27 protein-coding genes are annotated in these 25263 nt (G+C 72.9%); 19 read left to right on the forward strand and 8 right to left on the reverse strand.

Annotated elements, in window-relative coordinates; translation table 11 throughout:
- Positions 1-46 precede the first annotated feature (46 nt).
- The 9 genes from ACFCXS_RS24445 (at position 47) to ACFCXS_RS24485 (ending at position 8998) form a co-directional block, all read left to right on the forward strand.
- Positions 47-910, forward strand: a complete 864-nt coding sequence (locus ACFCXS_RS24445) for an alpha/beta hydrolase (RefSeq protein ID WP_376645454.1) — start codon at positions 47-49, stop codon at positions 908-910.
- A complete protein-coding gene (locus ACFCXS_RS24450) occupies positions 907-1104 on the forward strand; it encodes a hypothetical protein (RefSeq protein WP_376645455.1) in 198 nt (65 codons plus the stop codon). Before ACFCXS_RS24445 ends, ACFCXS_RS24450 begins: the two co-directional genes overlap by 4 nt.
- 233 nt (positions 1105-1337) lie before the next feature.
- Positions 1338-2318, forward strand: coding sequence for an alpha/beta hydrolase (locus ACFCXS_RS24455; protein ID WP_376645582.1), 981 nt, complete (start codon positions 1338-1340; stop codon positions 2316-2318).
- Positions 2311-3576 carry an acyltransferase gene (locus ACFCXS_RS24460; RefSeq protein WP_376645456.1) on the forward strand — a complete coding sequence of 422 codons (1266 nt, stop codon included), beginning with the start codon at positions 2311-2313 and terminating at the stop codon, positions 3574-3576. The genes ACFCXS_RS24455 and ACFCXS_RS24460 overlap by 8 nt, the downstream gene beginning before the upstream one ends.
- Positions 3569-4945 carry a sensor histidine kinase gene (locus ACFCXS_RS24465; RefSeq protein WP_376645457.1) on the forward strand — a complete coding sequence of 459 codons (1377 nt, stop codon included), beginning with the start codon at positions 3569-3571 and terminating at the stop codon, positions 4943-4945. The genes ACFCXS_RS24460 and ACFCXS_RS24465 overlap by 8 nt, the downstream gene beginning before the upstream one ends.
- Positions 4942-5625 carry a response regulator gene (locus ACFCXS_RS24470; protein ID WP_376645458.1) on the forward strand — a complete coding sequence of 228 codons (684 nt, stop codon included), beginning with the start codon at positions 4942-4944 and terminating at the stop codon, positions 5623-5625. Before ACFCXS_RS24465 ends, ACFCXS_RS24470 begins: the two co-directional genes overlap by 4 nt.
- Before the next feature lie 99 nt (positions 5626-5724).
- Positions 5725-7065, forward strand: a complete 1341-nt coding sequence (locus tag ACFCXS_RS24475) for a sensor histidine kinase (RefSeq protein ID WP_376645459.1) — start codon at positions 5725-5727, stop codon at positions 7063-7065.
- Positions 7062-7727 carry a response regulator gene (locus ACFCXS_RS24480; protein WP_376645460.1) on the forward strand — a complete coding sequence of 222 codons (666 nt, stop codon included), beginning with the start codon at positions 7062-7064 and terminating at the stop codon, positions 7725-7727. The genes ACFCXS_RS24475 and ACFCXS_RS24480 overlap by 4 nt, the downstream gene beginning before the upstream one ends.
- A gap of 53 nt (positions 7728-7780) precedes the next feature.
- Complete coding sequence (locus tag ACFCXS_RS24485) at positions 7781-8998, forward strand: cytochrome P450 (protein WP_376645461.1); 1218 nt, start codon at positions 7781-7783, stop codon at positions 8996-8998.
- Here the strand turns inward: ACFCXS_RS24485 and ACFCXS_RS24490 are convergent.
- The 3 genes from ACFCXS_RS24490 to ACFCXS_RS24500 are packed head-to-tail and all read right to left on the reverse strand — an operon-like array spanning position 8982 to position 11762.
- A complete protein-coding gene (locus ACFCXS_RS24490) occupies positions 8982-9206 on the reverse strand; it encodes a hypothetical protein (protein WP_376645462.1) in 225 nt (74 codons plus the stop codon). The genes ACFCXS_RS24485 and ACFCXS_RS24490 overlap by 17 nt on opposite strands.
- A gap of 46 nt (positions 9207-9252) precedes the next feature.
- Positions 9253-10851 carry an ABC transporter permease gene (locus tag ACFCXS_RS24495; RefSeq protein WP_376645463.1) on the reverse strand — a complete coding sequence of 533 codons (1599 nt, stop codon included), beginning with the start codon at positions 10849-10851 and terminating at the stop codon, positions 9253-9255.
- Positions 10848-11762 (reverse strand): ATP-binding cassette domain-containing protein, encoded by a 915-nt coding sequence (locus tag ACFCXS_RS24500; RefSeq protein ID WP_376645464.1) that lies wholly within the window; start codon positions 11760-11762, stop codon positions 10848-10850. The genes ACFCXS_RS24495 and ACFCXS_RS24500 overlap by 4 nt, the downstream gene beginning before the upstream one ends.
- 74 nt (positions 11763-11836) lie before the next feature.
- On the opposite strand from ACFCXS_RS24500, the gene ACFCXS_RS24505 reads away from it, so the two are divergent.
- On the forward strand, positions 11837-12334 hold the full coding sequence (locus ACFCXS_RS24505; protein ID WP_376645465.1) for a GbsR/MarR family transcriptional regulator: 498 nt from the start codon (positions 11837-11839) through the stop codon (positions 12332-12334).
- A gap of 53 nt (positions 12335-12387) precedes the next feature.
- Positions 12388-12987 carry a Uma2 family endonuclease gene (locus ACFCXS_RS24510; protein ID WP_376645466.1) on the forward strand — a complete coding sequence of 200 codons (600 nt, stop codon included), beginning with the start codon at positions 12388-12390 and terminating at the stop codon, positions 12985-12987.
- Between the two features lies 1 nt (position 12988).
- Here ACFCXS_RS24510 and ACFCXS_RS24515 read toward each other — a convergent pair whose 3' ends face one another.
- Entirely contained in the window at positions 12989-13870 is an 882-nt protein-coding gene (locus ACFCXS_RS24515) for a diacylglycerol kinase family protein (RefSeq protein ID WP_376645467.1), read from the reverse strand.
- Between the two features lie 183 nt (positions 13871-14053).
- Between ACFCXS_RS24515 and ACFCXS_RS24520 the strand changes: the two genes are divergently transcribed.
- Both ACFCXS_RS24520 and ACFCXS_RS24525 read left to right on the forward strand, forming a co-directional pair.
- Positions 14054-15337, forward strand: a complete 1284-nt coding sequence (locus ACFCXS_RS24520) for an adenylosuccinate synthase (RefSeq protein ID WP_376645468.1) — start codon at positions 14054-14056, stop codon at positions 15335-15337.
- A 135-nt stretch (positions 15338-15472) separates the two neighbouring features.
- The gene (locus ACFCXS_RS24525; RefSeq protein WP_376645469.1) at positions 15473-15766 is read left to right on the forward strand and encodes a hypothetical protein; all 294 of its coding nucleotides are present in this window, start codon (positions 15473-15475) and stop codon (positions 15764-15766) included.
- A gap of 29 nt (positions 15767-15795) precedes the next feature.
- Here ACFCXS_RS24525 and ACFCXS_RS24530 read toward each other — a convergent pair whose 3' ends face one another.
- The 3 genes from ACFCXS_RS24530 to ACFCXS_RS24540 all read right to left on the reverse strand — a co-directional run bounded on the left by ACFCXS_RS24530 (position 15796) and on the right by ACFCXS_RS24540 (position 18848).
- On the reverse strand, positions 15796-16446 hold the full coding sequence (locus ACFCXS_RS24530) for a hypothetical protein (RefSeq protein WP_376645470.1): 651 nt from the start codon (positions 16444-16446) through the stop codon (positions 15796-15798).
- A gap of 120 nt (positions 16447-16566) precedes the next feature.
- On the reverse strand, positions 16567-17268 hold the full coding sequence (locus ACFCXS_RS24535; protein ID WP_376645471.1) for a GntR family transcriptional regulator: 702 nt from the start codon (positions 17266-17268) through the stop codon (positions 16567-16569).
- 224 nt (positions 17269-17492) lie between these two features.
- A complete protein-coding gene (locus ACFCXS_RS24540) occupies positions 17493-18848 on the reverse strand; it encodes an aspartate aminotransferase family protein (RefSeq protein WP_376645472.1) in 1356 nt (451 codons plus the stop codon).
- 168 nt (positions 18849-19016) lie between these two features.
- On the opposite strand from ACFCXS_RS24540, the gene ACFCXS_RS24545 reads away from it, so the two are divergent.
- From ACFCXS_RS24545 to ACFCXS_RS24555, 3 genes are all read left to right on the forward strand, one after another.
- The gene (locus ACFCXS_RS24545) at positions 19017-19622 is read left to right on the forward strand and encodes a DJ-1/PfpI family protein (protein WP_376645473.1); all 606 of its coding nucleotides are present in this window, start codon (positions 19017-19019) and stop codon (positions 19620-19622) included.
- On the forward strand, positions 19619-20095 hold the full coding sequence (locus tag ACFCXS_RS24550) for a MarR family winged helix-turn-helix transcriptional regulator (protein WP_376645474.1): 477 nt from the start codon (positions 19619-19621) through the stop codon (positions 20093-20095). The genes ACFCXS_RS24545 and ACFCXS_RS24550 overlap by 4 nt, the downstream gene beginning before the upstream one ends.
- A 79-nt stretch (positions 20096-20174) precedes the next feature.
- On the forward strand, positions 20175-22304 hold the full coding sequence (locus ACFCXS_RS24555; RefSeq protein WP_376645475.1) for a protein kinase: 2130 nt from the start codon (positions 20175-20177) through the stop codon (positions 22302-22304).
- A gap of 210 nt (positions 22305-22514) precedes the next feature.
- Here ACFCXS_RS24555 and ACFCXS_RS24560 read toward each other — a convergent pair whose 3' ends face one another.
- On the reverse strand, positions 22515-23273 hold the full coding sequence (locus ACFCXS_RS24560; RefSeq protein ID WP_376645476.1) for an SLATT domain-containing protein: 759 nt from the start codon (positions 23271-23273) through the stop codon (positions 22515-22517).
- A gap of 275 nt (positions 23274-23548) precedes the next feature.
- Between ACFCXS_RS24560 and ACFCXS_RS24565 the strand changes: the two genes are divergently transcribed.
- The 3 genes from ACFCXS_RS24565 to ACFCXS_RS24575 all read left to right on the forward strand — a co-directional run bounded on the left by ACFCXS_RS24565 (position 23549) and on the right by ACFCXS_RS24575 (position 25253).
- Positions 23549-23908, forward strand: a complete 360-nt coding sequence (locus ACFCXS_RS24565) for a YbaB/EbfC family nucleoid-associated protein (protein WP_344461247.1) — start codon at positions 23549-23551, stop codon at positions 23906-23908.
- A gap of 93 nt (positions 23909-24001) precedes the next feature.
- Entirely contained in the window at positions 24002-24601 is a 600-nt protein-coding gene (recR, locus tag ACFCXS_RS24570) for a recombination mediator RecR (protein WP_003991835.1), read from the forward strand.
- Complete coding sequence (locus ACFCXS_RS24575) at positions 24594-25253, forward strand: DUF5063 domain-containing protein (protein WP_376645477.1); 660 nt, start codon at positions 24594-24596, stop codon at positions 25251-25253. Before recR ends, ACFCXS_RS24575 begins: the two co-directional genes overlap by 8 nt.
- The last annotated feature ends 10 nt before the right edge of the window (positions 25254-25263 follow it).

The raw sequence follows: 25263 nt of genomic DNA on the forward strand, positions 1-25263 counted from the left end.
CCTCAACCGGCCCGCCGCGTACGGTTCTTCGCTGGAGGGTTGGAGCATGACGGACGACGTCGCAGCAGCACGGGCCGCTGCCGAGGAGGAGTCGGCCTTCTCCCACACGCCCGTCGACCCCGACGCCACCGCGGCCTACGGCGACCACCCCGACCAGCTGATCGACTTCTTCGCGCCGCGCCGGGCGGGCGGCCCCGGTCCGGCCCCGGTCGTCGTCGTGCTGCACGGCGGTGCCTGGCGGGCACCGTACGACCGGCGGCACATCACACCCTTCGCGGACTTCCTCGCCCGCCGCGGGTTCGCCGTGGCCGGCGTCGAGTACCGGCGCGGTGGCGACGGCGACGCCGTCGCGGGCCGCTGGCCCGACACCTTCGACGACATCGCCGCCGCGCTGGACGCCCTTCCCGCGCTGGTGCGGGAGGTTCTGCCGCAGGCCGACCCGCGCCGTACGGTCCTCACCGGTCACTCGGCGGGCGGGCATCTCGCCCTGTGGGGTGCCGCCCGGCACGTCCTGCCGGCCGACTCGCCCTGGCGCAGCGGCAGTCCGGTGTCGCTGCGCGGCGTCGTCGCCCTCGCCCCGATCGCGGACCTCGCGATCGCCGACAAGCTGGACGTGTGCGGCGGTGCCGCCCGCCAACTCCTGGGCGGGGACGAGCACTTCGCCGAGCGGCAGCCGTACGCCGACCCGGCGCTGCTGCTGCCCACCGGGATCGCCACCACCCTCGTCCAGGGCCGTGCGGATCTGGACGTGCCGCATGCGGTCGCGGAGTCGTACGCGGAAGCGGCGGCGAAGGCCGGGGAGATGGTGGGGGTGACGCTGCTGGAGGACGTCGGGCACTTCCCGCTGATCGACCCGGCGGCGGACGCGTGCGCGGTCGTCGTGGAGGAGATCGCCCAACTGGCCTGGTGAGCGGTGCGCCGGGCGGCATGAGCGGTGAGCTGCGCGGCATGAGCGGTGAGCTGCGCGGCGTGAGCGGTGAGCTGCGGGGCGTGAGCGGTGAGCTGCGCGGCGTGAGCGGTGAGCTGCGGGGCGTGAGCGGTGAGCTGCGGGGCGTGAGCGGTGCGCTGCGCGGCAGGCGCGATGCGCTGCGCGCGGCTTCGTGACAGCGTCCTGAGACGGTCCGCAGGACCCGTGGGAGCGGTCCCCTGGTCGTACCCGTAGTACCTGAGAGCTACGCCGCAGGTGAGTTCCCGGGCGGGACGCGGGCGAGGTCTCCCGCTCCGTAACTTCCCTTTCACGCAGACCCGATGGCCGGGTGCGCTGGAGGGGGACGACCATGGGGTCCGCGCCGAAGTACCGCCGTGCCGACGGCCGTGATGACGGCCGTGATGACGGCATGCGCCGCTCCGGTCGCCGGCGGAGGGCCGGCCGATGGTGCCGGGCCACGCTCGCCGCGCTCGTGACGGGGGCGGTGGTGCTCCCGCTCTCCGCGGCCGTGCGGCCACAGACCCCCGCCCCGGCTCCCGCCCTGCTCGCACCCCTGCGCGCTGCGACGCTCGGCGAGGCCTACGCGGCCAACCGGGCCAACGCCGCCGAGGCGGCCCGCATGGCGGCGGCCCATCACGACCGGGACCGCGCCGCGACGGACCGTCGTCTGGCCTCGCCGAAAAGACACTTGCTGCACTTCGACGGCCGCGGATCCGGCCGGGTGACAGAGGTCCTCGGCGACCTCGCCCGGGCCGACCGCGTCGCCGTCCTGGTCCCCGGCTCCGACACCAGCCTCGACACCTACGGCCGGTTCCGCGCGGCGGCAGCCGCCCTGCACCGGCAGCTCGCCCGGCAGGCCCCGGCGGGCACCCGCACCGCGGTCGTGGCCTGGCTGGGCTACGAGACGCCGGGCACGGTCAGCACGACGGTCACGACGACCGGCAGGGCACAGGAAGCGGCTCCGTACCTGCGGGCGCTCGTCGCCGACCTGCGGGCCGTCGCAGGCCCCCGGCCCCGTATCTCGCTGCTGTGCCACTCGTACGGCTCGGTCGTCTGCGGCCGTTCCGCCGCCGGGCTCGCCGTCGACGACATCGCGCTCGTCGGCAGCCCCGGCACCGGCGCGGACTCCGTCACCGGCCTGCACACCCGGGCCCGTGTCTGGGCGGCCCGGGGCGGTGACGACTGGGTGGAGCACGTACCGCATCTCAGCGTGGACCTGTTCGGCACCGGCGTCGGCTTCGGCACCGACCCCGTCACCCCGGCCTTCGGCGCCCGGGTCTTCGCGGCGGGCGACGCCCGCCACAGCACGTACTTCGAGCCCGGCTCGACCTCCCTGACCAACCTGGCCCGGATCGTCCTGGGCGAGACCAAGGCGGTGACCCATGACTGACATCGGCGTACGCGCCCTCCGGCAGCGAGCGCACCGAGGCGCCGTCCGGGTCGGTGCGGCCACCCCGCCCGGCCGCGACCGGGCCGTGGACGCCCTGCGGGCCGCCGCGGTCCTCGGCGTCGTCCTCGGGCACTGGCTCGTCACGGCCCTGGTGTCCGACGGCCGCACCCTGCGCACGGCGAGCCCGCTGCAGCACATGCCGTGGCTGGCACCCGTCTCCTGGATGTTCCAGACCCTCGCCGTGTTCTTCCTGGTGGGCGGCCATGTCGCCACCCGCAGTCACGCCTCGGCCCGGGCCCGCTCGGTCCCGTACCGCCAGTGGCTGACGGCCCGGCTGGTCCGGCTGTCCAAGCCGGTCGCCGCCGTCCTCGGCCTGTGGACGGTCGCCGCCGTCGCGCTGCTGCTGTCGGGCACCGAGTACGGCACGGTCCGCACACTGGTGAAACTGGCCCTGTCCCCCCTGTGGTTCCTCCTGGTGTTCGCCGGCCTGACGGCGGCCACTCCGCTGCTCGCCCGGCTCAACCCGCTCTGGCCGCTGGCCGTCGTACTCCACGTGGACCTGCTGCGCTTCGGCCTCGGTGGCCCCGCCTGGCTCGGCTGGGTGAACGTGGCGGCCGGCTGGGCGGTGCCCTTCGCCCTGGGCGCTGCCTGGACCCGGGGTGAGCTGGAGCGCCGTCGCGCAGGCTGGATCCTCCTCGTCGGCGGTGCGGCGGCGACCGCGGGACTCGTCGCGTGGGCGGGATATCCGGCCTCGATGGTCGGCGTCCCCGGCCAGAGCGTCTCCAACCTGTATCCGCCTACCCTGGCCGTCGTCACGTTCGGCCTGGCCCAGTGCGGTGGCGCCCTGCTGCTGCGCGAGCGGCTGCGGCACGCGATGCGCCGGCCCGCGGCGTGGGCGGCGGTGGCACTCGTCAACCTGACGGCGATGACCGTCTTCCTCTGGCACCAGACGGCCCTGATGGCGACGACCGCCACCGGCCTCCTCGCGGGCCGGCTGCCCGGACTGCACACGCCGCCCGACGGCCTGGCCTGGGTGGGGCACCGGCTGCTGTGGCTGCCCGTGTTCCTGCTCGCCCTCGCGGTCTGCTGGGTGGCCTTCCGCTCCTTCGAGGTCAATGGCGCCGAGCGGCCGAGCGGCGCCGAGCGGCTGAGCGGTGGCAAGGGGCTGAGCGGCGAGGGCCGGGGCCGCGGGTCGCGGGTGGTGCGGGCGCACCGTCCGTCCGACCGGAACCCGGCGACGGAGGCGCGTCATGTCTAGGCTGGGCCGCGTGACGGACACGGGGGTGGGCCGCGCGCCGCGAGCGCGCGTCAAAGGCTGGCTGCGGGGCGTGCGCGAGGACCTGTGGACCGTCCGGGCCGATCCGCTGCCGCCCTCCACCTGGCTGCGCTGGCTGCCGCACGGACTGGTGTGCCTGGCCGCCTTCGGCATCACGCTCGGCGGCACGGGTGACATGGCGGACAACGGGCATCTCGGTCCCGGACTCGCTCTGCTGATCGCGGCCGGGCAAGGCGGCGCCGTGGTGCTGGGGCTGTGGCGCCCGGTGCCGGCCTGGTGGCTGTCCCTGGGCCTGTTCACCCTGGGCGCCGTCACGGTGCGCACCCGCATGGGCTTCGACCTGGAGACCTACACCTGGCCCTGGACCGCGGCCGGGATCATCGCCGAGCTGTTCGTGCTGCTGCTGCTCGCCCTGCGGGTGCCGACCCGCGCGGCGGTGGCCGCCCTGGCGGTGACCTGGCTCCTCACCTACGTCGTGGAGAGCCTGGGGGCCGAGGAGCCGTACGACACCACCGGTGTGCTCGCGGTCTCCCTGTTCACGGTCGTCGTGATAGTCGGCACCGCCCTGCGCGGCCGACGCGAGGCCCGCGCGCAGCTCGTCGAACAGACCACCCTCACCGCCGAGGAACGCACCCGCCGCACCCTGCTGGAGGAGCGCAGCCGCATCGCGCGGGAGCTGCACGACGTGGTCGCCCACCACATGTCGGTCATCTCCATCCAGGCACAGGTCGCCCCGCACCTCGTGGAGAACCCGCCCGACGAGCTCAGGGAGAACCTCGCGGGCATCCGCCAGAACGCCCTGGAGGCCCTGATCGAACTGCGCCGCGTACTGGGCGTGCTGCGCTCGGAGCACCCCGGGCCGGGGGAGCCGTTCGCCGACGCGGGTGACGAGACCTCTCCGCATGCCCCGCAGCCCACGCTCGACCGGCTCGACGCGCTGGTGGAGAACACCCGGGCCGTCGGCCGCGAGGTCGTCACCGACATCAGGGGCGAGCGGCGTCCGCTGCCGCCCGGCGTGGAGCTGTCGGCGTACAGGATCGTGCAGGAGGCGCTGAGCAACGCCCTGCGGCACGCGCCCGGCGCGAGGATAACGGTCCGTCTCGCCTACGAGCCGGACGGCCTGGAGGTGGAGATCGTCAACGGCCGCCCCACCGGGCCGCCCCCGCCGTCGACCGGCGCGGGACACGGTCTGCTCGGCATGCGGGAGCGGGTCGCGATGCTCGGCGGCACGATGACGGCCCACCCGTGGCACTGGGACGGCTTCAAGGTCACGGCCTTCCTCCCGGACACCCCGCCCGCCGACACCGCGGGCACCCACCCACCCACCGCCTCCCGGAGAAGGACCTCATGACGAGCGGTACCGGCGAACCCATCCGGGTTCTGATCGTCGACGACCAGGCGATGGTCCGGCAGGGCTTCACCGTGCTGCTCGGCATCCAGCCCGACATGGAGGTCGTCGGCGACGCGAAGAACGGTGAGGGCGGCATCGCCCTGGCCGCGGAGCTCGCGCCGGACGTCGTCCTGATGGACATCCGCATGCCCGGCATCGGCGGCATCGAGGCGACCGAGCGCATCATCGCCGCCCACCCGGACATCAGGGTGCTGGTCCTCACCACCTTCGACCTCGACGAGTACGTGTACGACGCGCTGCGCGCCGGAGCCTCCGGGTTCCTGCTGAAGGACGCCTCGTCCGAGCAGCTCGCCGAGGCGGTCCGGGTGGTCGCGGCCGGGGAGGCGCTGCTGGCCCCGGTCATCACCCGCAAGCTGATCGCCGAGTTCTCCCGGCTCGACGGCAAGCCCCGCGCCCCCCTGAAGGAACGCGTCGGGGATCTGACGGAGCGGGAGACGGAGGTGCTGTCGCTGATCGCGCAGGGCCTGTCGAACGCGGAGATCGCCCGGCACCTGTTCGTGGCCGAGCAGACGGTGAAGACCCACGTCGGCAGGATCCTGGTGAAGCTGGGCCTCAGGGACCGCACCCAGGCGGCGGTGTTCGCCTACGAGTCGGGGCTGGTGCGGCCGTCGGGGTACTGAGGGACGGCGCGGCGACTGCCCGTAGTACCTGAGGGGGACGCTGTGGAACCCCTCTCACTGGGGACGACCGGGGGCCGGGACGCGCTTACCGTTCTGTACGTGACCGAGACGACTCACACACAGACGATGCCGCCGGGGGACGGGGCCGGGCCCCGCAGCCCGGAGTACCGGGTGGCGGTGGACTCCCTGCGCGGACTGCGCCAGGACCTCATCCACGACGCCTTCGCCTACCGGCCGCTGCCGGGCCGGCGCACGGACGGGCGCTTCGTCCGGCGGCTGCCGGGGCGAACGCGGGAGTACGCGGCCTGGATGCCGCACGCCCTGATCGTCACGGCGGCCCTGATCTCCACGGCACTCGCCACCGTCGACTCCGGTGGACCCGCCGCGCTGATGGGTCTGTTCTGCGCGATACCGGTACTGCTGACCATGGTGCGGCCGGTCGGGGCGTTCTGGGCGTCCATGGTCTCCACCCCGGTGGTGGCCGTGCTCGGCGGCCGCTGGTTCGAATGGCCATGGGCGGCCGGCAGTTTCGCCGGCCATCTGACCGTGCTGACGGTGGTCGCGATGCGCACCAGGCCGCGCACGGCCGGGTGGATGTGGGTGCTGACGGCGCTGTACGCCGTAGTCGCGGACAGCGGCATCGGCCCGTACGACGTGTACGGCAGCAACTCCGGCGCCATGCTGATCCTCTCGGCGCTGATCCTGCTCAGCGTCACCGTCTGGCACATCCGCCGCAACGCCGAGCAGGAGGTCACCGCCCAGCAGACGGTCACCGCGCACGAGCGCTCCCGCCGCACCCTGCTGGAGGAGCGCACGACCATCGCCCGCGAGCTGCACGACGTGGTCGCGCACCACATGTCGGTGGTCGCCATCCAGGCGGAGGCCGCGCCCTACCGGGTCGACAACCCGCCGCCGGAGCTGGAGAAGGCGTTCGCCACGATCCGGGAGAACGCGGTGGCGGCCCTGACCGAACTGCGCCGCGTCCTGGGCGTCGTCCGCGCCGAGGACTACGAGGCCCCGGACGCCCCGCAGCCGACGCTCGCCGACCTGGAGAGGCTGCTGGCCAACGTGCGGGAAGCCGGACTGGGCGTCGACAAGGTGGTGACCGGCGCGGTGCGCGAGCTGCCGCAGGGCGTGGAGCTGTCGGCGTACCGGATCGTGCAGGAGGCACTGAGCAACTCCCTGCGGCACGCGCCGGGCGCGACCGCCCGGGTGGAGATCGGGTACGTGCTCGGCGGTCTGGGTCTGCGCATCGTCAACGGCCCGCCGCCGAACCCGAGCCTGATCAAGCCCTCTCCCGGCGCGGGGCACGGCATCACGGGCATGCGGGAGCGGGTGTCGATGCTGGACGGCGAGATGACAGCGGGCCGTACGGACGAGGGAGGCTACGAGGTGGCGGTGTTCCTGCCGGTCGCCCTGCCGGACGAGGGCGGGTCATGACCATCCGGGTGCTGATCGCGGACGACCAGATGATGGTGCGCGAGGGCTTCTCGGTCCTGCTGAACGCGATGCCGGACATTGAGGTCGTCGGCGAGGCGGTGAACGGCCGGGAGGCCGTCGCCAGGGTCCGCGAGCTCGCCCCGGACGTGGTGCTGATGGACATCCGCATGCCAGAGCTGAACGGCATCGAGGCGACCCGCGAGATCGTCGCCGCCGACGGCGCGGCCAAGGTGCTGGTGCTCACCACGTTCGACCTCGACGAGTACGTGTACCAGGCGCTGCGCGCGGGTGCCTCCGGCTTCCTCCTCAAGGACGCCTCGGCTCGTCAGCTGGCCGACGGGGTGCGTGTGGTGGCGTCGGGGGAGGCGCTGCTGGCGCCGTCGGTGACCAGGCGGCTGATCACCGAGTTCTCCAAGCTCTCCGAGAAGCCGCCCCTGATGCCCTCCGCGCAGGCGGCCTACGGGGATCTCACCGACCGGGAGACGGAGGTGCTGGTGCTCATCGCGCAGGGGCTGTCGAACTCGGAGATCGCGGAGCGGCTGGTGGTCGCCGAGTCGACGATCAAGACGCACGTCAGCCGGATCCTGGTGAAGCTGGGGCTCAGGGACCGGACACAGGCGGCGGTGTTCGCCTACGAGGCGCGGCTGGTGACCCCGGGGTGACCCGGGGGCGCCGCCCCTGGTCAGAGAGGGGGGTGCCGGGCTAGCGTCCGTTCATGGCAGCTGTCTCCGACCTCGGCTTCGACCCGTGGGACCCGGCGTTCATCGCCGACCCGTACCCCGCTTACGCCGACCTGCGCGCCCAGGGCCGCGTGCGGTACTTCGAGCCCACGAACCAGTGGCTCGTCGCGCACCACGCGGACGTCTCGGCCCTGCTGCGCGACCGGCGCCTCGGGCGGACGTACCGGCACCGGTTCACGCACGAGGAGTTCGGCCGTACGGCGCCCCCGCCGGAGCACGAGCCGTTCCACACGCTGAACGACCACGGGATGCTCGACCTGGAGCCGCCGGACCACACCCGGATCCGCCGCCTGGTGTCGAAGGCGTTCACCCCGCGCACGGTGGAGGGGCTGAAGCCGTACGTGCGCGCCCTGGCCGACGACCTGGTGTCCTCGCTCGTCGCGGCGGGCGGCGGCGACCTGCTGACGGACGTCGCCGAGCCCCTCCCCGTCGCGGTGATCGCCGAGATGCTCGGCATCCCGGAGTCCGACCGGGGCCCGCTGCGCCCCTGGTCGGCGGACATCTGCGGGATGTACGAGCTGAACCCGTCGAAGGACACCGCGGCCAGGGCGGTCCGCGCGTCGGCCGAGTTCTCCGGCTATCTGCGCGAGCTGATCGCGGCGCGCCGCAAGGAGCCCGGCGACGACCTCGTCTCCGGGCTCATCGAGGCCCACGACGAGGGCGACCGGCTCACCGAGCAGGAGATGATCTCCACCTGTGTCCTGCTGCTCAACGCCGGTCACGAGGCCACGGTGAACGCCACGGTCAACGGCTGGTACGCGCTGTTCCGCAACGAGGCCCAGCTGGAGCTGCTGCGCGCGGACCACACGCTGATCCCGTCCGCGATCGAGGAGCTGATGCGCTACGACACCCCGCTCCAGCTCTTCGAACGCTGGGTCCTGGACGATGTCGAGATCGACGGCACGACGATTCCACGGGGCGCGGAGATCGCGATGCTGTTCGGCTCCGCGAACCACGACCCGGCGGTGTTCGAGAACCCGTCGGCCCTCGACCTCACCCGCACCGACAACCCCCACATCTCCTTCAGCGCCGGCATCCACTACTGCATCGGCGCACCGCTGGCCCGCATCGAACTGGCGGCGTCGATGGGGGCGCTGCTGGAGAGGGCGCCGACGCTGCGGCTCGCCGCGGAGCCGGTGCGCAAGCCGAACTTCGTGATCAGGGGGCTGGAGGGCCTCAGCGTCGTGGTCTGAGACGCCGGAGCAGGGCCCAGGCCGTCAGGGCGGCGGCGACCCCGCCGAGGATCGCCAGCGGCAGTTCGGCGTAGAGCACGCTCCAGTCCGGGGCCGCCTCGAACCGCCGGAACCGCCCCCGGACACCGACGGCCCACACCGCGAGTCCCGCGCCGGCCCCGAGGGCGGCGGTCAGACATCCCGCGGCGGCCTGCGTACGTTGTCCCATGCCCGGCATGGACGTACGCGGGCCGCCGACCGGTTCCGGCCGCCGCTCAGGCCGACATGTCCCGGCGGCGCAGCCCCGCCAGGCCCGCGGCCACCAGCACCACCGCCACCCCGGTCAGCACGGCCACCGGCCCCCACTCCATGGACCCGCCCGGCAGCTTCGGCACGTGCCCGAACGGCGAGACGTCCAGCACGACCTGCGGTACGTCCAGCGCGGGCCCGACCCAGCCGACCAGCAGCACCGCCCCGGCGACCCCCCACGCCGCCATGGCCGCCCGGGGCAGGGCCCCGTGCAGCAGCACCGCCACCCCGCCGACCACCCACACCGCCGGGAGCTGCACCAGGCACGCCGCCAGGATCGGGCCGGTCTCCTTGCCGTAGCCGACGGCGAAGCCGAGCCCCGCCAGCAGCATGATCAGGGCGGCGCCGCCGAAGGCGATCACCAGGTGCCCGGCCGCCCACCGCAGCCGCCCGACCGCGGTCGCCAGCACCGGTTCCGCCCGGCCGGAGGTCTCCTCGCCGTTCAGGCGCAGCACCGAGGAGACGATGTACAGCGCCGCGACCAGGCCGAGCATGCCGATCATGGACGCCAGGAACGCGTCCGTCAGGCCGGACTGCCCGCCCATCCGCTCGATGATCCGCCGGGCGCCCTCGTTGTCGCCGACCAGGTCCGCCGCACCCTCGGTCATACCGCCGTAGACGACGCCGGCCAGGAAGAACCCGATGCTCCAGCCCAGCACACCGCCCCGCTGCAGCCGCCAGGCCAGGGCGCCCGCGGTGCCGACCCGGCCGGACGCCGGGCCCGGCCGGGTCGGCAGGAAGCTCATGCCGAGGTCCCGGCGCCCGGCCAGGGCGTAGGCCACCGCGCCCTGGAGGGCCACCGCCCCGGCGAGCAGGACCAGCACCCACCAGCGCTCGGACGCGTACGGCCGCAGGTTCTCCAGCCAGCCCAGCGGCGACAGCCAGGTCAGGACCGACGAACCGTCGTCGGTGGCCGAGTCGCCCGCCGCGCGCAGGACGAACGCGGCTCCGAGCACCGCCGCCGTCAGACCGCGTGACAGCCGCGCGCTCTCCGTCAGCTGCGCGACGATCGCGGCCGTCGTGGCGAAGACCGTCCCGACGGCGGCGATCCCGAGCCCGAGGGCCAGGGCGCCGGTCGTGCCCTGCCCGGCCAGCCCGGCCGTCACCAGCAGCGCCAGGACCCCGTTCGCGACCGCCGCCGCGAGCAGGGCCGCGGTCAGGGAGGCCCGGCGGCCCACCATGCCGGACGCCACCAGCTCCTGACGGCCGCTCTCCTCCTCGTCCCGGGTGTGCCGCACGACGATCAGCAGGCTCATCACGGCCGCCAGGGCACCGGCGTAGATGCCCACGCGCCAGGCTGTCAGGGCGCCCAGCGAGTCGCCGAAGACCGGGCCGACCATCGCGCGCAGCGAGGAGTTGGTCTCCATCTGCCGGATCAGGCCGGCGCGTTCGGCCGGGGTGCCGTACAGGCCCTCCAGGGTGCCCGGCATGGAGAGGACCATCAGCGCGTTCACCGCGATCCACACGGGGATCAGCAGCCGGTCGCGGCGCAGGGCGAACCGCAGCAGGGTTCCCGTGCCGGCCAGTTGGCGTGAACTGCCGGGCCGTACCGCGACCGTGGTCATCGGGCCACCGCCGCGTCCGGCTCGGCCGTCTCCTCCTGGTAGTGCCGCAGGAACAGCTCCTCCAACGTGGGCGGTGTCGACGTCAGCGACCGTACGCCCGAGTCGCTCAGCGACCGCAGGACGGCGTTCAGCCGGTCGGTGTCGACCTGGAGCCGGACGCGGTGCCCCCGCACGTCGAGGTCGTGCACGCCGGGCAGTTCCGCCAGGCCGTCGGGCGACCCCGCGAGCTCGGCGACGACGCTGGTGCGGGTGAGGTGGCGCAGGTCGGCGAGCGAACCGCTCTCGACCGTGCGGCCGCCGCGGATGATGCTCACCCGGTCGCACAGCTCCTCGACCTCGCTGAGGATGTGGGAGGAGAGCAGGACGGTGCGGCCCCGGTCGCGCTCCTCCCGGACGCAGCGCTGGAAGACCTCCTCCATCAGCGGGTCCAGGCCCGAGGTCGGTTCGTCCAGGATCAGCAGGTCGACGTCCGAGGCGAACGCGGCGACCAGGGCGACCTTCTGCCGGTTGCCCTTGGAGTAGGTGCGGCCCTTCTTGGTGGGGTCGAGTTCGAAGCGCTCGACCAGCTCCGTACGTCGCCTCGTGTCGAGCCCGCCGCGCAGCCGGCCGTAGAGGTCGATGACCTCGCCGCCGGACAGGTTGCGCCACAGCGTCACGTCCCCGGGGACGTAGGCGATCCGGCGGTGCACCTCCACGGCGTCCGCCCACGGGTCGCGGCCGAGCACCTGCGCGGCGCCCGAGTCGGCGCGCAGCAGGCCGAGCAGGACCCGGATGGTGGTGGACTTCCCGGCGCCGTTGGGGCCGAGGAAGCCGTGGACCTCGCCGGCGGCGACCTCCAGGTCGAGCCCGTCGAGAGCATGCGTCCGCCCGAAGGACTTGTGCAGTCCGGAGACGGTGATGGCCTTCGTCATGTTTCAGAACGTACGCTTCTTTCAGAAATTTGTGAAGTTAAGGAATCATGTGAAGCGCGAATAGGATGAGCCCCATGAACGGATCAGCCGGAAGCGGCCGGGACCCGCAGGCCGTGTCGAGGTTCGTGGAGTCCTTCGCGGCCCAGCTCGTCGAGGCGGGGATGACGCGCATGCCCGCCCGGGTCTTCGCCGCGCTCCTGTCCTCCGACGCGGGCTCGATGACCTCCGCCGAGCTGGGGGAGCAGCTGCGGATCAGCCCCGCGGCGGTGTCCGGGGCGGTGCGGTACCTGGCCCAGACGCACATGGTCTCCCGCGAACGCGAGCCGGGCTCGCGCCGGGAGCGCTACCGGGTGCACGGCGACCAGTGGTACGAGGCCCTGACCAACCGCGACACCGTCCTCAAGCGGTGGGAGGGCGCCCTGCGCGAGGGCATCACCAGCCTCGGCGCGGAGACCCCGGCGGGTCGCCGCATGGCCGAGACGCTGGCGTTCTTCGAGTTCCTCGACGGTGAACTCGCCGCGCTGATGGAGCGCTGGCGGGAGCACCGCGAGAAGACGTTCGGGCCTGGGTGATCAACTGACTACACTGGGTGGCGGATGGCTCGCATCCAAGGGGAGGGCGCATCATGACACTCATGGCAGAGCGACCGGTGATGAACGGCACCAGGCCCCGCAGTGATTTCGAGGAGCTTCTGGACCTCGTCGACGAGCTGAACGTGCCCGACGGCTACAAGGCCGAGATCGTCAGAGGGAGCATCGTCGTGTCGCCGTGGTCGAAGGGGTACTACCGCCGCGTCATGCGGCTGGTGTGCAGCCAACTGGAGCCGCATCTTCCCGAAGAGCATGTGATCGAGCGTTCGCCGTTCCTCTACGTCTTCCCGGAGCACGAGCGGGCCTTCGGACCGGACATCCACGCGGCGCATGAGCGTGTCTTCGAGACCACGAGCACCCACCTCGACGGTGAGGCCCTGTCCTTCGTCGCCGAGCTGACCTCCCCCTCCACCCGAACCGACGACCTGACCGACAAGGTCGACGTCTACGCCAAGGCGGGCGTCGCCGTCTACCTGATCCTCGACATGCAGGAGCAGCAGGCCGTCGTCTACGGGGCGCCGTCGGCGAAGGGGTACGAGCTGCGCCTCTCCAAGCCCTTCGGTGAGAAGCTCGACATCCCGGACCCGTTCGGCTGCACCCTCGACACCGCCGGATTCCTGGCTCCCGAGAACTGACTCACGACACCGCCGGCACCGTCAGCCCCCACGCACCCTCCCGCACCACCCACGTCCGGGTCCGTACCGGGCCCGACACCACCGTGTCCGCGCGGTAACGGAAGTGCGCCCCGGACACCCTCACCGTCCGGCCCCGTGCCAGCAGCGGCGAGGCCTCCGCGCCCACCGACACCGGTCTGACCTCCACCGACGCGACCCCCGCCGCGGACGGTGCCACCGACACCGCCTCCACCGGCTGGTCCAGATCGACGAGGGTCTCCCCGTCCACCTCGACCCGCAGCCGGGACGGGCCCGGCTCGGGCGCGGCGGTGAGCCGGGACGGGCGGCCCGCCGGAACCAGCGTCCGGACCAGGGACTGGCAGGTCCGCAGCCAGGGGCGGCCCGGCACCTCGCCCGGGTCCGGCGCGGCTTCGGGGCCCGTCGCGGCCGGGGCGGGCCGCAGCGGCGGTATGCGCAGCGCGCCCAGCACCACCCCGTCGCTGTCGTCGACCATCAGGTCCATGCGCCGCTCGACCCCGTCGAGCACCGCCCGCGCCGCCGCCACCGTCCCCGTGGGGACCCCCAGCGACCGGGCCAGGGACAGCGCGCCCCCGACCGGCACCACCGACAGCGCACATCCGGCCAGCTCCCGGTGACGGTGCAGCAGCGCCACCGCGCGGATCAGGGTCCGGTCGTCGCCCACCACCACCGGCCGCCGCGAGCCCCGCCGGGCCAGCGCCCGGGCGAACTCCTCCGGCCCGTCCGGCAGACACAGCTTCATGCCCGCACCCGCTCCGAGCACGTCTTTCGCGATCCGGACGGACTCGCCGTCCGATCTACGGGCGACCGGGTCGACCACCACCAGCAGCTGCTCGGACGTCGCGGAAGTCGCCACCTCGGCCATGCCTCGCTTCCTCGGGTAGCATCTTTGTGCAAGAGCCCCTTGCGCTATTGCGCCAGGGGCTTCGTCTATTCCGGGGCATCCGGTCCGACGGTTGGCGGCCAACGGCGGTCGCGGTGCACGCGGCTGTGAACCCGCGTACGCCCTCGACCATGGACATGCCCCGCCCGGAAGGGGTGTACGCGCGTGCCCGCACTTGTGCTGCTCGGTGCTCAGTGGGGTGACGAAGGCAAGGGAAAGGCCACCGACCTTCTCGGTGGCTCCGTGGACTATGTGGTGCGCTACCAGGGCGGCAACAACGCCGGCCACACGGTGGTCGTGGGTGACCAGAAGTACGCACTGCACCTCCTCCCTTCCGGAATCCTGTCTCCCGGCTGTACGCCGGTCATCGGAAACGGCGTCGTCGTCGACCCGTCGGTCCTGCTCTCCGAGCTGAGCGGTCTGAACGAGCGTGGCGTCGACACGTCCAAGCTCCTCCTCAGCGGAAACGCGCACATCATCACGCCTTACAACGTGACGATGGACAAGGTGACCGAGCGCTTCCTCGGCAAGCGGAAGATCGGCACCACCGGCCGCGGCATCGGCCCGACCTACGCCGACAAGATCAACCGGGTCGGCATCCGGGTGCAGGACCTGTACGACGAGTCGATCCTCACGCAGAAGGTCGAGGCGGCCCTCGACGTCAAGAACCAGGTCCTCACCAAGCTCTTCAACCGGCGCGCGATCGCCGTGGACCAGGTGGTCGAGGAGCTGCTGGCCTACGCCGACAAGCTCGCGCCGTACGTCTCCGACACCGTCCTGGTGCTCAACCAGGCGCTGGAGGACGACAAGGTCGTCCTGTTCGAGGGCGGCCAGGGCACGCTGCTGGACATCGACCACGGCACGTACCCCTTCGTCACCTCGTCGAACCCGACCGCGGGCGGCGCCTGCACCGGCGCCGGCGTGGGCCCGACGAAGATCAGCCGGGTCATCGGCATCCTCAAGGCGTACACGACCCGCGTCGGCGCCGGCCCGTTCCCGACGGAGCTGTTCGACGAGGACGGCGAGGCGCTGCGCCGGATCGGCGGCGAGCGCGGTGTCACCACCGGCCGTGACCGCCGCTGCGGCTGGTTCGACGCGGTCATCGCCCGCTACGCGACCCGCGTGAACGGCCTGACGGACTTCTTCCTCACCAAGCTCGACGTCCTCACCGGCTGGGAGCAGATCCCGGTCTGCGTGGCGTACGAGATCGACGGCAAGCGCGTCGAGGAGCTGCCCTACTCGCAGACCGACTTCCACCACGCGAAGCCGGTCTACGAGATGCTGCCGGGCTGGAGCGAGGACATCTCCAAGGCCAAGTCCTTCAGCGACCTGCCGAAGAACGCCCAGGCGTACGTGAAGGCGCTGGAGGAGATGTCCGGCGCCCCGATCTCCGCGATCGGCGTGGGCCCGGGCCGGGACGAGACGATCGAGATCAACTCGTTCCTCTGACCGGTCCCGACGTCGGCGGGCCGCTCCTCGTGCACACGGGGGGCGGCCCGCTCTCGTCCGCCGGGAGACTTCGCGGGAACGGGCATACGCTGAAGCCGTACCCCCATGCGCGTCGGCCAGGAGAAGGTGAGTGCGATGCGCGTACTGTTCAAGGCTTCCATGGACACGGAGAAGGCCAACGAGGCCATCCGGAACGGCACCCTGACGAAGCTGATCCAGGAGTCGATGGAACAGATCAAGCCCGAAGCGGCCTACTTCACCACCGACCACGGCAAGCGCACCGCCTACGTGGTCTTCGACATGCAGGACAGCTGGCAGATGCCGGTCATCAGCGAGCCCTTCTTCCTCCAGCTGGACGCGGAGGTCTCCTACACGCCCGTGATGAACATGGAGGACGTGCAGAAGGGCCTCTCTCAGCTGGGACGGTGAGTCGCGGGCCCGGCCGACGACGACCGGACTCAGCTGAAGACGATCATCGACCCCTGAGCCAGGCTGCGGGTCACCGCCGCGTGCAGGCCGAGCCAGACGTGGCGCTCCCGGGCGAACGGGCTCGGATCGTACGGGGCGGGGACGGCGGGTTCCTCCAGTTCTGTAGGGGCGAGCGGCGGCTGGGGGGCTGTCGGCGGGTTGGCCGGGTCGATCCCGATGGCCGGGGCGACCACCTCCAGCTCCCGCAGCAGGGCGTGCGAGGAGCCCAGGGGGCCGCCGCCGGCGAGGAGATCGTCGTCGGCGAGCGGGCCGGGGAAGTCGACGGGGACGTAGGCGCCCGCGTGGTCGTAGTGCCAGACCAGGTGCGACTGCTGGGCCGTCGACTCGAACATCTCCAGCAACTGCTCGTAGTCGCCGCCCAGCTCGTCCACGGGCGTCACCGGCAGGCCGCAGACCTGGAGCAGGTAGGCGCGGCGCAGGAAGTGCAGCGCGTCGTAGTCGAAGCCCGCGACCGGGGCGACGTCGCCGGTCAGGCCCGGCATGTACTGGTACACCGGCACCGGTGGCAGACCGGCCTCGGCGAGCACCTTGTTGTATTGCGCGAGTTCCTCGGCGAAGGGGTTGTCCGGCGTGTGGCACAACACGTCGACGAGCGGTACCAGCCACAGGTCACAGGCCAAAGAAGGCTCCTCGCTCAGCGCGGTCGTCGGGTAACACGTGGTCAAGAAGGGTAGCGGTGCGCCGCGGTCACGGCTCCCGCCGTGCATGTCCCATACCCATACCGGCAGCGGCGACGCGGGTCATCCGGCGGCGAGCCGCTCGATCAGGGTGAGCGAGTGCGCGTTGTACGCGGCGATGATCGCCCGGGCGGCGTCGTTGTCGCGGTCGATCAGGGCGTCGACCAGCTGGGTGTGACCCGCCCACAGCTCGCCGCGCAGATCGGTGAGCCGGCGCAGGTGCTGCACCGCGCAGACCCAGGTCTGGACGCGCAGCCGGTTGAGGAAGTCGGCGAGGTAGGGATTGCCGAAGCAGGCTCCGAGCTCGCGCCAGAAGCGCAGGTCGTAACCGATGAGGACACTGAGATCACCGGCCGCGGCGGCCCGCTGCGCCTCCTCGCCGCGCCTGCGGACCCCGGCGACGACGGCGGCGGACCGGGGATCGTCGGGCCGCACCGCATTGGGGCGCCCCTCGGTGAGGGCGAGGAACATGCCCTCGATGACCAGCCCGCGCGCCTCGATCATGCCGCGGAAGTCCTCGACCGAGTACTCGTGGACCCGGAAGCCGCGGTGCTGGTCGGCGTCGAGGAGTCCCTGCGCGGAGAGGTCGACGAGCGCCTCGCGCACCGGCGTCGCCGACACCCCGTACTGCTCGGCGATCTCCTTGACCGTGAACTCCTGCCCCGGCTGGAGCCGCCCGGCCAGCACCTCGTCACGAAGCGCGTCGGCGATCTGCTGCCGCAGGGTGCTGCGCGTCACGGCGCCGTTGCCGGAGCTGGCGGGCATGGTCAGGGCGTCTCCCTCGTCGCGTTCGGGTGGCGTGCGCGTATATGTATGTCTACGAGCACGCCACCTTACGCGTTCGAACGGAGCGCGAGTCTGTCGGTTACTGACGGGTTTACAGGCGCTTACCGCCGGTGCCCGGGCTCCACCGGCGGGCGCCCCGTCTCCACCGGCGGGCGCCCCGTCTCACCGGCGGGTGTCCGGTGCCCTCCGGCGGTGCCCCGTGTCTACCGCGTGTGCTCGTCCGCCACCGAGAGCGCCGCGTCCAGCGTCGCCAGGCCCTCCTTGAGCTCGGCCTCGCTGATGTTGCAGGGCGGCACGACGTGCGTCCGGTTCATGTTCACGAAGGGCCACAGCCCGCCCTTCTTCGCGGCGGCGGCGAAGGCGGCCATGGGGGCGTTCGCCTCACCGGCCGCGTTGTACGGCACCAGCGGCTCCCGCGTCTCACGGTCGCGCACCAGCTCCAGCGCCCAGAACATGCCGGTGCCGCGCACCTCGCCGACGCTCGGGTGCCGCTCGGCCAGCGCCCGCAGCTCCGGCCCGACGACGTCGGCGCCCAGCCGGGCCGCGTTCTCGACGACGCCCTCCTCCGCCATGACGTCGATCGTCGCCACCGCGGCCGCGCACGCCAGCGGGTGCCCGGAGTACGTCAGACCGCCGGGGTACGGGCGCTTCCCGAACGTCTCCGCTATCGCGCCGGAGATCGCGACACCGCCCAGCGGCACATAGCCGCTGTTCACGCCCTTGGCGAAGGTCAGCAGGTCGGGCGTGACGCCGAACAGGTCCGCCGCGAACCACTCGCCGGTCCGTCCGAAGCCGGCCATGACCTCGTCCAGGACGAAGACGATCCCGTACTTGTCGCAGAGCTCCCGCACCCCGGCGAGGTAGCCGGGCGGCGGGACCATGATCCCGGCCGTGCCCGGGATCGTCTCCAGGATGATCGCCGCGACGGTCGAGGGCCCCTCGAAGCGGATCGTCGTCTCCAGGTGCTCCAGCGCCCGCGCGCACTCCTGCTCCTCGGTCTCCGCGTAGAAGCGGGAGCGGTACAGGTAGGGCGCCCAGAAGTGCACGACCCCGGCCGTGCCGCTGTCGGAGGCCCAGCGACGGGGGTCGCCGGTGATGTTCACGGCCTGCTGGGTGCCACCGTGGTACGAGCGGTACGCCGAGAGCACCTTCGGGCGGCCCGTGTGCAGCCGGGCCATGCGGACGGCGTGCTCGACGGCGTCGGCGCCGCCGTTGGTGAAGAAGATCTTGTCCAGGTCGCCCGGCGTCCGCTCGGCGATCAGCCGGGCCGCCTCCGAGCGCGCCTCGATGGCGAAGGCGGGCGCGAAGGTCGTCATCTTCGCCGCCTGCTCCTGGATCGCGGCGACGATCTTCGGGTGCTGGTAGCCGACGTTCGTGTAGACGAGCCCGCTGGAGAAGTCGAGGTAACGGCGGCCGTCGTAGTCCCAGAAGTACGACCCCTCGGCACCGGCGACGGCGAGCGGGTCGATGAGTTCCTGAGCGGACCAGGAGTGGAACACGTGGTCGCGGTCGGCGGCCTTGACGGCGGCGCCGGCTTCGGGATTCGGCTGAGGGGTCATGCGGGCGAGCGTAGGCATGGCGGGCGGGGGCGGGAAATCGGCGTCGTGTGTGAGGTCTGCGGGTTTCCGCGACAGGTTGTCGACGGGAAGGTGGCGGGCGGGGGACCTATTGACAACATGCTGCCTATTCGACAGCATGTTGTCATACAGGGAAGCCGAGGAGTAGCCATGAGCCGCAAGCCCGTCCATCTCGCCGTCTACGACACCCTCGCCGACTGGGAGACCGGCCACGCCGCGGCCCATCTCGCCCGCGCCGGCCACGAGATCCGCACCGTCGGCCCGTCCACCGCCCCGGTGCGCAGCATCGGCGGACTGCGCATCCAGCCCGACCTGGCGCTCGGGGACCTGCGCCCCGAGGACAGCGCGCTGCTGATCCTCCCGGGCGCCGACCTCTGGGACACCTCGGGCGACCTCGCCCCCTTCGCCCGCACCGCCCGGGCCTTCCTCGACGCGGGCGTCCCGGTCGCCGCGATCTGTGGCGCCACCGCCGGACTCGCCCGCGAGGGCCTGCTCGACGACCGCGACCACACCAGCGCGGTCTCCTTCTACCTGGCCGCGACCGGCTACGCGGGCAGCGGGCGCTACGTCGACACCGACGCCGTCACCGACGCCGGCCTTGTCACCGCCGGCCCGACCGAACCCGTCGCCTTCGCCCGGGAGGTCCTCCGGCTCCTCGGGGTCCACGAAGGGGAGGTGCTGGACGCCTGGTACCGGCTGTTCCACGACTCCGACGCGACGGCGTACGGGGTGCTGGAGAAGGCCGGCGCGCTGTGAGCCGGGAGCGTCAGGACCTGCTCAGCAGCAGCGCCCTCGGGGTGTTCCGGCTCAACGGCCAGTTCCTCACCGTCGCGGAGGAACTGGCCCGCCCCGCCGGGCTCACCGCCGCCTGGTGGCAGGTGCTCGGCGCGGTCCTCGGGGAGCCGCTGCCCGTCTCCGGCATCGCCCGCGCCATGGGCATCACCCGGCAGAGCGTCCAGCGCATCGCCGACCTGCTCGTCGGCAAGGGCCTCGCCGAGTACCGGCCGAACCCGGCGCACCGCCGCGCCAAGCTCCTCGCGCCGACGGAGCAGGGGCGGGCGGCGATCGCCCGGATCGGCCCCGGGCACACGGCGTTCGCCGACCGGCTGGCCGCGGCGTTCGGTCAGGAGGAGCTGGCGGAAGCGGTGCGGATCCTCGAACGGCTGTCGAAGGTGCTCGACCAGGTCGGGACGCCCGGCACGACGCCTGTGCCTGTTACGGAACCGTAGAGGTTGCCCAGGCCGCCCCGCCCCCGCCCCGCACTATTCTCGGTCTGTTGCTCACGTGTGGGGGGAAGGCGGCGGGGCGATGGAGAAGCTGGGGCCCGGGGATCCGCAGCACATCGGGTCGTACCGGCTGCTGGCGCGGCTCGGTGCGGGGGGCATGGGGCACGTCTATCTGGCCCGCTCGGAGCGGGGCCGTACGGTCGCCGTGAAGCTGGTCCGTGAGGAGCTCGCCGCGCAGGAGGAGTTCCGGGAGCGGTTCCGGCAGGAGGTGCAGGCCGCGCGACGGGTCGGCGGGTACTGGACCGCGCCGGTGCTGGACGCCGACACCGAGGCGGCCGTGCCGTGGGTCGCCACCGGGTACGTCGCCGGGCCGAGCCTCCAGCAGGTCGTCGGGCACGACCACGGTGCCCTGCCCGAGCGGACGGTCCGCATCCTCGCGGCCGGTCTCGCGCACGCGCTCAAGGACATCCACGCGGCCGGCATCGTCCACCGCGACCTCAAGCCGTCCAACGTGCTGGTCACCATCGACGGCCCGCGCGTCATCGACTTCGGCATCGCCCGAGCCCTGGAGACCGTGACGGACGGCGGGCTCACCCGTACCGGCGCGCTCGTCGGGTCGCCCGGTTTCATGGCGCCCGAGCAGGTGCGGGGCGACCGCATCACCCCGGCGTGCGACGTGTTCTGCCTCGGCTCGGTCCTCGCCTACGCCGCCACCGGCGCCCTGCCGTTCGGCACCGCCAACAGCGGCGTGCACGCCCTGATGTTCCGCATCGCCCAGGAGGAGCCGGACCTTCAGGGCGTCCCCGAGGGCATCGCCGACCTCGTCCGGGACTGCCTGCGCAAGGATCCCGCCGCCCGGCCCTCCCTCGACCGTGTGCTGCAGCGCACGGGCGCGGACGACACCGTCTCCGACGGCCGTGCCCTCGACCCGTGGCTGCCGAGCGCACTGGTGGCCCAACTGGGGCGGCACGCGGTGCGGTTGCTGGACACGGAGGATCCGGAGGGGGAGACGGACCAGGCCCGGCCCACCGCCGCAGGGGCCCGGGGCGGTGATGCGGTTGGCTCCGCCGCAGGGGCCCGGACCGGTGACGCGGGTGGCTCCGCCGCAGGGGTTCGGGGCGGCGACGCGGGTGGCTCCGCCGCGCGGGCACGGCCTGCCCCCACCGGCCCGCAGCCGGAAAGCGGCGCCGCGCAGCAGCCGGGTCCGGTCCCTGCGGACAGGTTCGGCCCCGGCCCCGGCCCGGCCCCCGAACACGCCCCCGCCGCCGACGAGTCGGCGCCGCGCCCGGCGCTGCCCCCGGCCCCCGCGGCGATCCCCGGCCCGCCCCCGTCGCCCCCGCCGGGCCTGCCCGGCCCGCAGGGCGACGGTCCGTCGGTGAACCATCTGCCCACCATGGCCGCCGGGCAGAGCGCATCCCCCGCACCTCACCACCTTCCGGGCCCGGGCGCCCCGCCCCACCCGCAGACACCCACGTATCCGGCATACGGTCACCCCCAGCAGCACCCTCAGCAGCACCCCCAGCCCGGCGCCCCGGGCGGTCCCGCGCCGCACCCCGCCTACGGCGGCCCCGGCTCCACCCCGCCGTACGGCCCGCCGCCCTACGGCACGATCCCGCCGTACGGGCCCCCGCAGCCCCGGCCGGCGCGGGGGGACGGCCGTTCCACCGTGCTGCTCGTCGTGATCGCCCTGGTCGTCGCGCTCGCCGCGGGCGGGTCGGTGTACGCGCTGATGCAGGGCGGCGACGACCGGGCCGACGACGGCCGCGGCGGCACGCAGAGCACCGGTCCGGCCCCGACCACCCCGGGCCCGTCCCCGGCGACCTCGCAGCCGGACACCTCGGCCTCCCCGGCGGACGGCCCGATCCCGGCCGGGTACCTCGGCACCTGGACCGCGACCATCGACAACGCCGACGGCGAGCACAGCCGTTCGCTCACCCTCCGGCAGGGCGAACCGGGCGACACGGTCCTGTCCCTTGCGGCCGACGGCCCGACCAAGGTCGGCGGCACCTACCACTGCGTCTTCGAGGGGCGGTTGACCGCGGAACCCGGTACCGGCGGCGCGCTGCAGATCGGCCCCTCCACCGTCAAGGTCGGGCAGCCCCGCACCGCCTGCACCCCGGGCGCGGCCAGCGAGGTGACCCTCCTCCCGAACGGCACGCTGGAACGCGTGAACACGAGCAGCGGGGAACGGCTGGCTTACACGAAGCGGTGAGCGACTCGCCTCGGGCGCCGGGCCGTCGAACGTCGGGGCGCCTTCGGGCCGACGGGTGACCGGAGCCGGCACGCCGGAACGCGTGAACACGAGCAGCGGGGAACGGCTGACGTGCACGAGGCGGTGACCAACTCACGTCGGGCTCCGCCCCGTCGAGACCTCAGGCGCCTTCGGGCCGGCGCAGATCGGAGCCGCCCGGGGCCATGTCTCTCACCTCGGCTCGGGTGGGCGCTGGCGGGGCATGTTCGGGCGGGTCCCCCCGGACGGCGGCACCGTGAACCGTCCGTTCACCCCCACCTCGGACCCGCGCCCCGGCGCCGGGAACACCACCGCCTGCAACCCCGCCGGTGCGGCACACCCCGACCGGAACTCCCCCATCCAGTCAGCCGTCTCCACCCGCACCAGCTCCGTCACGTCCTCGGAGAACCTCCGCAGCACCGACAGACACCGCTCGGCCGCCTCACCGGCCGTCCCCTCCGTCGGCCCCAGCACCTCCCGCACGCTCTCCGCCGCCCAGTCGAACTGCAGCGCCTGCAGTCGTCGCTGCACGGCCTGCGCGGTGGCCACGTCCCGCATCCAGCCGGACGTCACCCCGAAGTACCGGTCGACCGCCATGCACGCCACCCCCAGCAGCAGGGTCAGACACCCCCAGGGCGCGATCCCGCCCGCGACCCCGGTCAGATCCAGCAGCGGCAGCGCGACCCCCGTGACCGCCCCGGCCGCGGCCCCGCAGCGCAGCACCCGCGCGCAGCGCCGCTTCCACACCCGGTCGACGAGATACCAGGCCGCCGTCCGCAGCGCCCCGCGCTCCACCCACCGGTACAGCTCGTCCAGCCGGACCGCCGGCTCGCCCCAGTCCCCGAGCGGGAAGACCCGCCCGGTCAGATCGCCCGGCCGCAGCCCGGCCGCCGCCTGCTCGCCCCGCCCGTCCTGAGGCGGCCCCTCGGGCTGCATCTCCGGCTGACCCACCCGGCACTCCTCACTGACCACGAATGACCACGTACGGTTCACCCACCGATCACGCTGCGCGATGAACGAAAGTCCGCATCCGGAACGCGCCCGACCTTCCTACCTCCCAATGGGTGGCGAAGACGTAGCTTTCGCCTCTTTTCCGCCCGGAAGTATTCCTTGGTCAGGTATAGGGCGCGAGGGGGACTCACTCGAAAGAGTGCTGGGGCGACGGCAGCCCCGACCACGTAGGCTCGTGCCGAACGGGAAAACCCGTACCGAGCAAGGAGCTGATCGTGATCCCCGGTGGTGGCCAGCCCAACATGCAGCAGTTGCTCCAGCAGGCCCAGAAGATGCAACAGGACCTGGCGCAGGCGCAGGAGGAACTGGCGCAGACGGAGGTCGACGGGCAGGCGGGCGGCGGTCTGGTGACGGCCACCGTCACCGGCGCCGGTGAGCTGCGCGCCCTGAAGATCGACCCCAAGGCGGTGGATCCCGAGGCCGCGTCCGCCGAGGAGACGGCCGAGACCCTCGCCGACCTGGTCGTCGCGGCCGTCCAGGCCGCCAACGAGAACGCGCAGACGCTCCAGCAGCAGAAGCTGGGCCCGCTCGCCCAGGGCCTTGGCGGCGGAGGCATCCCCGGCCTGCCGTTCTGACCCGGCGCACCGCCTTCCTCGGACAGGCGGCAGACAACTACGGTACGTACGGGACGGTACGCACCGACCCGAAGACCCAGGAAGGGCAGTCCGTTGTACGAAGGCGTGGTCCAGGACCTGATCGACGAGCTGGGGCGGCTGCCCGGCGTCGGTCCGAAGAGCGCCCAGCGGATCGCCTTCCACATCCTGCAGGCCGAGCCGACGGACGTACGGCGTCTCGCACAGGCCCTGATGGAGGTCAAGGCGAAGGTCCGCTTCTGCGCGACCTGCGGCAACGTCGCACAGGAGGAGCTGTGCAACATCTGCCGCGACACCCGCCGCGACCCGGCCGTCATCTGTGTGGTCGAGGAGCCCAAGGACGTCGTGGCGATCGAGCGCACACGTGAGTTCCGGGGCCGCTACCACGTCCTGGGCGGCGCCATCAGCCCGATCGACGGGGTGGGCCCCGACGACCTGCGCATCAGGGAGCTCCTGGCCCGGCTCGCCGACGGCACGGTCACCGAGCTGATCCTCGCCACGGACCCGAACCTGGAGGGCGAGGCGACGGCGACGTACCTCGCCCGCATGATCAAGCCCATGGGCCTGAAGGTCACCCGCCTGGCCAGCGGCCTCCCGGTGGGTGGGGACCTGGAATACGCGGACGAGGTCACCCTCGGACGCGCCTTCGAGGGGAGACGACTCCTAGATGTCTGACGCCACGCTGCACGCGACCGACCAGAACCCGGACGATTTCGCGGTCCAGATCGCGGACCAGATCGAGAGCTTCCTGGTCGCGGTCACGGAGGTCGCCAAGGGCGACGAGCCGGAATCCGCCGTGCCCTTCCTCCTCCTGGAGGTCTCCCAGCTCCTGCTGGCCGGCGGCCGGCTCGGCGCGCACGAGGACATCGTGCCCGACGAGCGCTACGAACCCGACTCGGGCCCCGAGGCGGACGTCGACGAACTCCGCGAGAACCTGGCCCGCCTGCTGGACCCGATCGACGTCTACTCCGAGGTCTTCGACCCCTACGAGCCGCGCAAGGCCCCGGTCCCGGCCCGGATCTCCGACGACCTCACGGACGTCATCACGGACCTGCGCCACGGCATGTCCCACTACCGGGCGGGCCGCACCACGGAGGCCCTGTGGTGGTGGCAGTTCTCCTACTTCTCCAACTGGGGCTCCACCGCCTCGGCGAGCCTGCGGGCCCTGCAGTCGGTCCTCGCCCACGTGCGCCTCGACCAGCCCCTCGCCGAACTCGACGGCCTGGACACGGACCAGGGCATGGGCGACGACACGCTGGAGATCGAGGCGGGCCGGGTGATGGCGGAGGAGATCGCGGGGCCGCTGGGGCTGCGCCCGGCCACGTAGTCGCAGTAGT

Source organism: Streptomyces sp. NPDC056373, from assembly GCF_042262425.1.
Classification (GTDB): Bacteria; Actinomycetota; Actinomycetes; order Streptomycetales; family Streptomycetaceae; genus Streptomyces.

Bases quoted from the DNA above. Each gene is read 5' to 3' on its own strand.
- ACFCXS_RS24445 (WP_376645454.1), top strand. From the start codon at position 47: ATGACGGACGACGTCGCAGCAGCACGGGCCGCTGCCGAGGAGGAGTCG.
- ACFCXS_RS24455 (WP_376645582.1), top strand. From the start codon at position 1,338: ATGCGCCGCTCCGGTCGCCGGCGGAGGGCCGGCCGATGGTGCCGGGCC.
- ACFCXS_RS24460 (WP_376645456.1), top strand. From the start codon at position 2,311: ATGACTGACATCGGCGTACGCGCCCTCCGGCAGCGAGCGCACCGAGGC.
- ACFCXS_RS24465 (WP_376645457.1), top strand. From the start codon at position 3,569: ATGTCTAGGCTGGGCCGCGTGACGGACACGGGGGTGGGCCGCGCGCCG.
- ACFCXS_RS24470 (WP_376645458.1), top strand. From the start codon at position 4,942: ATGACGAGCGGTACCGGCGAACCCATCCGGGTTCTGATCGTCGACGAC.
- ACFCXS_RS24480 (WP_376645460.1), top strand. From the start codon at position 7,062: ATGACCATCCGGGTGCTGATCGCGGACGACCAGATGATGGTGCGCGAG.
- ACFCXS_RS24485 (WP_376645461.1), top strand. From the start codon at position 7,781: ATGGCAGCTGTCTCCGACCTCGGCTTCGACCCGTGGGACCCGGCGTTC.
- ACFCXS_RS24490 (WP_376645462.1), bottom strand. From the start codon at position 9,206: ATGGGACAACGTACGCAGGCCGCCGCGGGATGTCTGACCGCCGCCCTC.
- ACFCXS_RS24495 (WP_376645463.1), bottom strand. From the start codon at position 10,851: ATGACCACGGTCGCGGTACGGCCCGGCAGTTCACGCCAACTGGCCGGC.
- ACFCXS_RS24500 (WP_376645464.1), bottom strand. From the start codon at position 11,762: ATGACGAAGGCCATCACCGTCTCCGGACTGCACAAGTCCTTCGGGCGG.
- ACFCXS_RS24505 (WP_376645465.1), top strand. From the start codon at position 11,837: ATGAACGGATCAGCCGGAAGCGGCCGGGACCCGCAGGCCGTGTCGAGG.
- ACFCXS_RS24510 (WP_376645466.1), top strand. From the start codon at position 12,388: ATGACACTCATGGCAGAGCGACCGGTGATGAACGGCACCAGGCCCCGC.
- ACFCXS_RS24515 (WP_376645467.1), bottom strand. From the start codon at position 13,870: ATGGCCGAGGTGGCGACTTCCGCGACGTCCGAGCAGCTGCTGGTGGTG.
- ACFCXS_RS24525 (WP_376645469.1), top strand. From the start codon at position 15,473: ATGCGCGTACTGTTCAAGGCTTCCATGGACACGGAGAAGGCCAACGAG.
- ACFCXS_RS24535 (WP_376645471.1), bottom strand. From the start codon at position 17,268: ATGCCCGCCAGCTCCGGCAACGGCGCCGTGACGCGCAGCACCCTGCGG.
- ACFCXS_RS24540 (WP_376645472.1), bottom strand. From the start codon at position 18,848: ATGACCCCTCAGCCGAATCCCGAAGCCGGCGCCGCCGTCAAGGCCGCC.
- ACFCXS_RS24545 (WP_376645473.1), top strand. From the start codon at position 19,017: ATGAGCCGCAAGCCCGTCCATCTCGCCGTCTACGACACCCTCGCCGAC.
- ACFCXS_RS24555 (WP_376645475.1), top strand. From the start codon at position 20,175: ATGGAGAAGCTGGGGCCCGGGGATCCGCAGCACATCGGGTCGTACCGG.
- ACFCXS_RS24575 (WP_376645477.1), top strand. From the start codon at position 24,594: ATGTCTGACGCCACGCTGCACGCGACCGACCAGAACCCGGACGATTTC.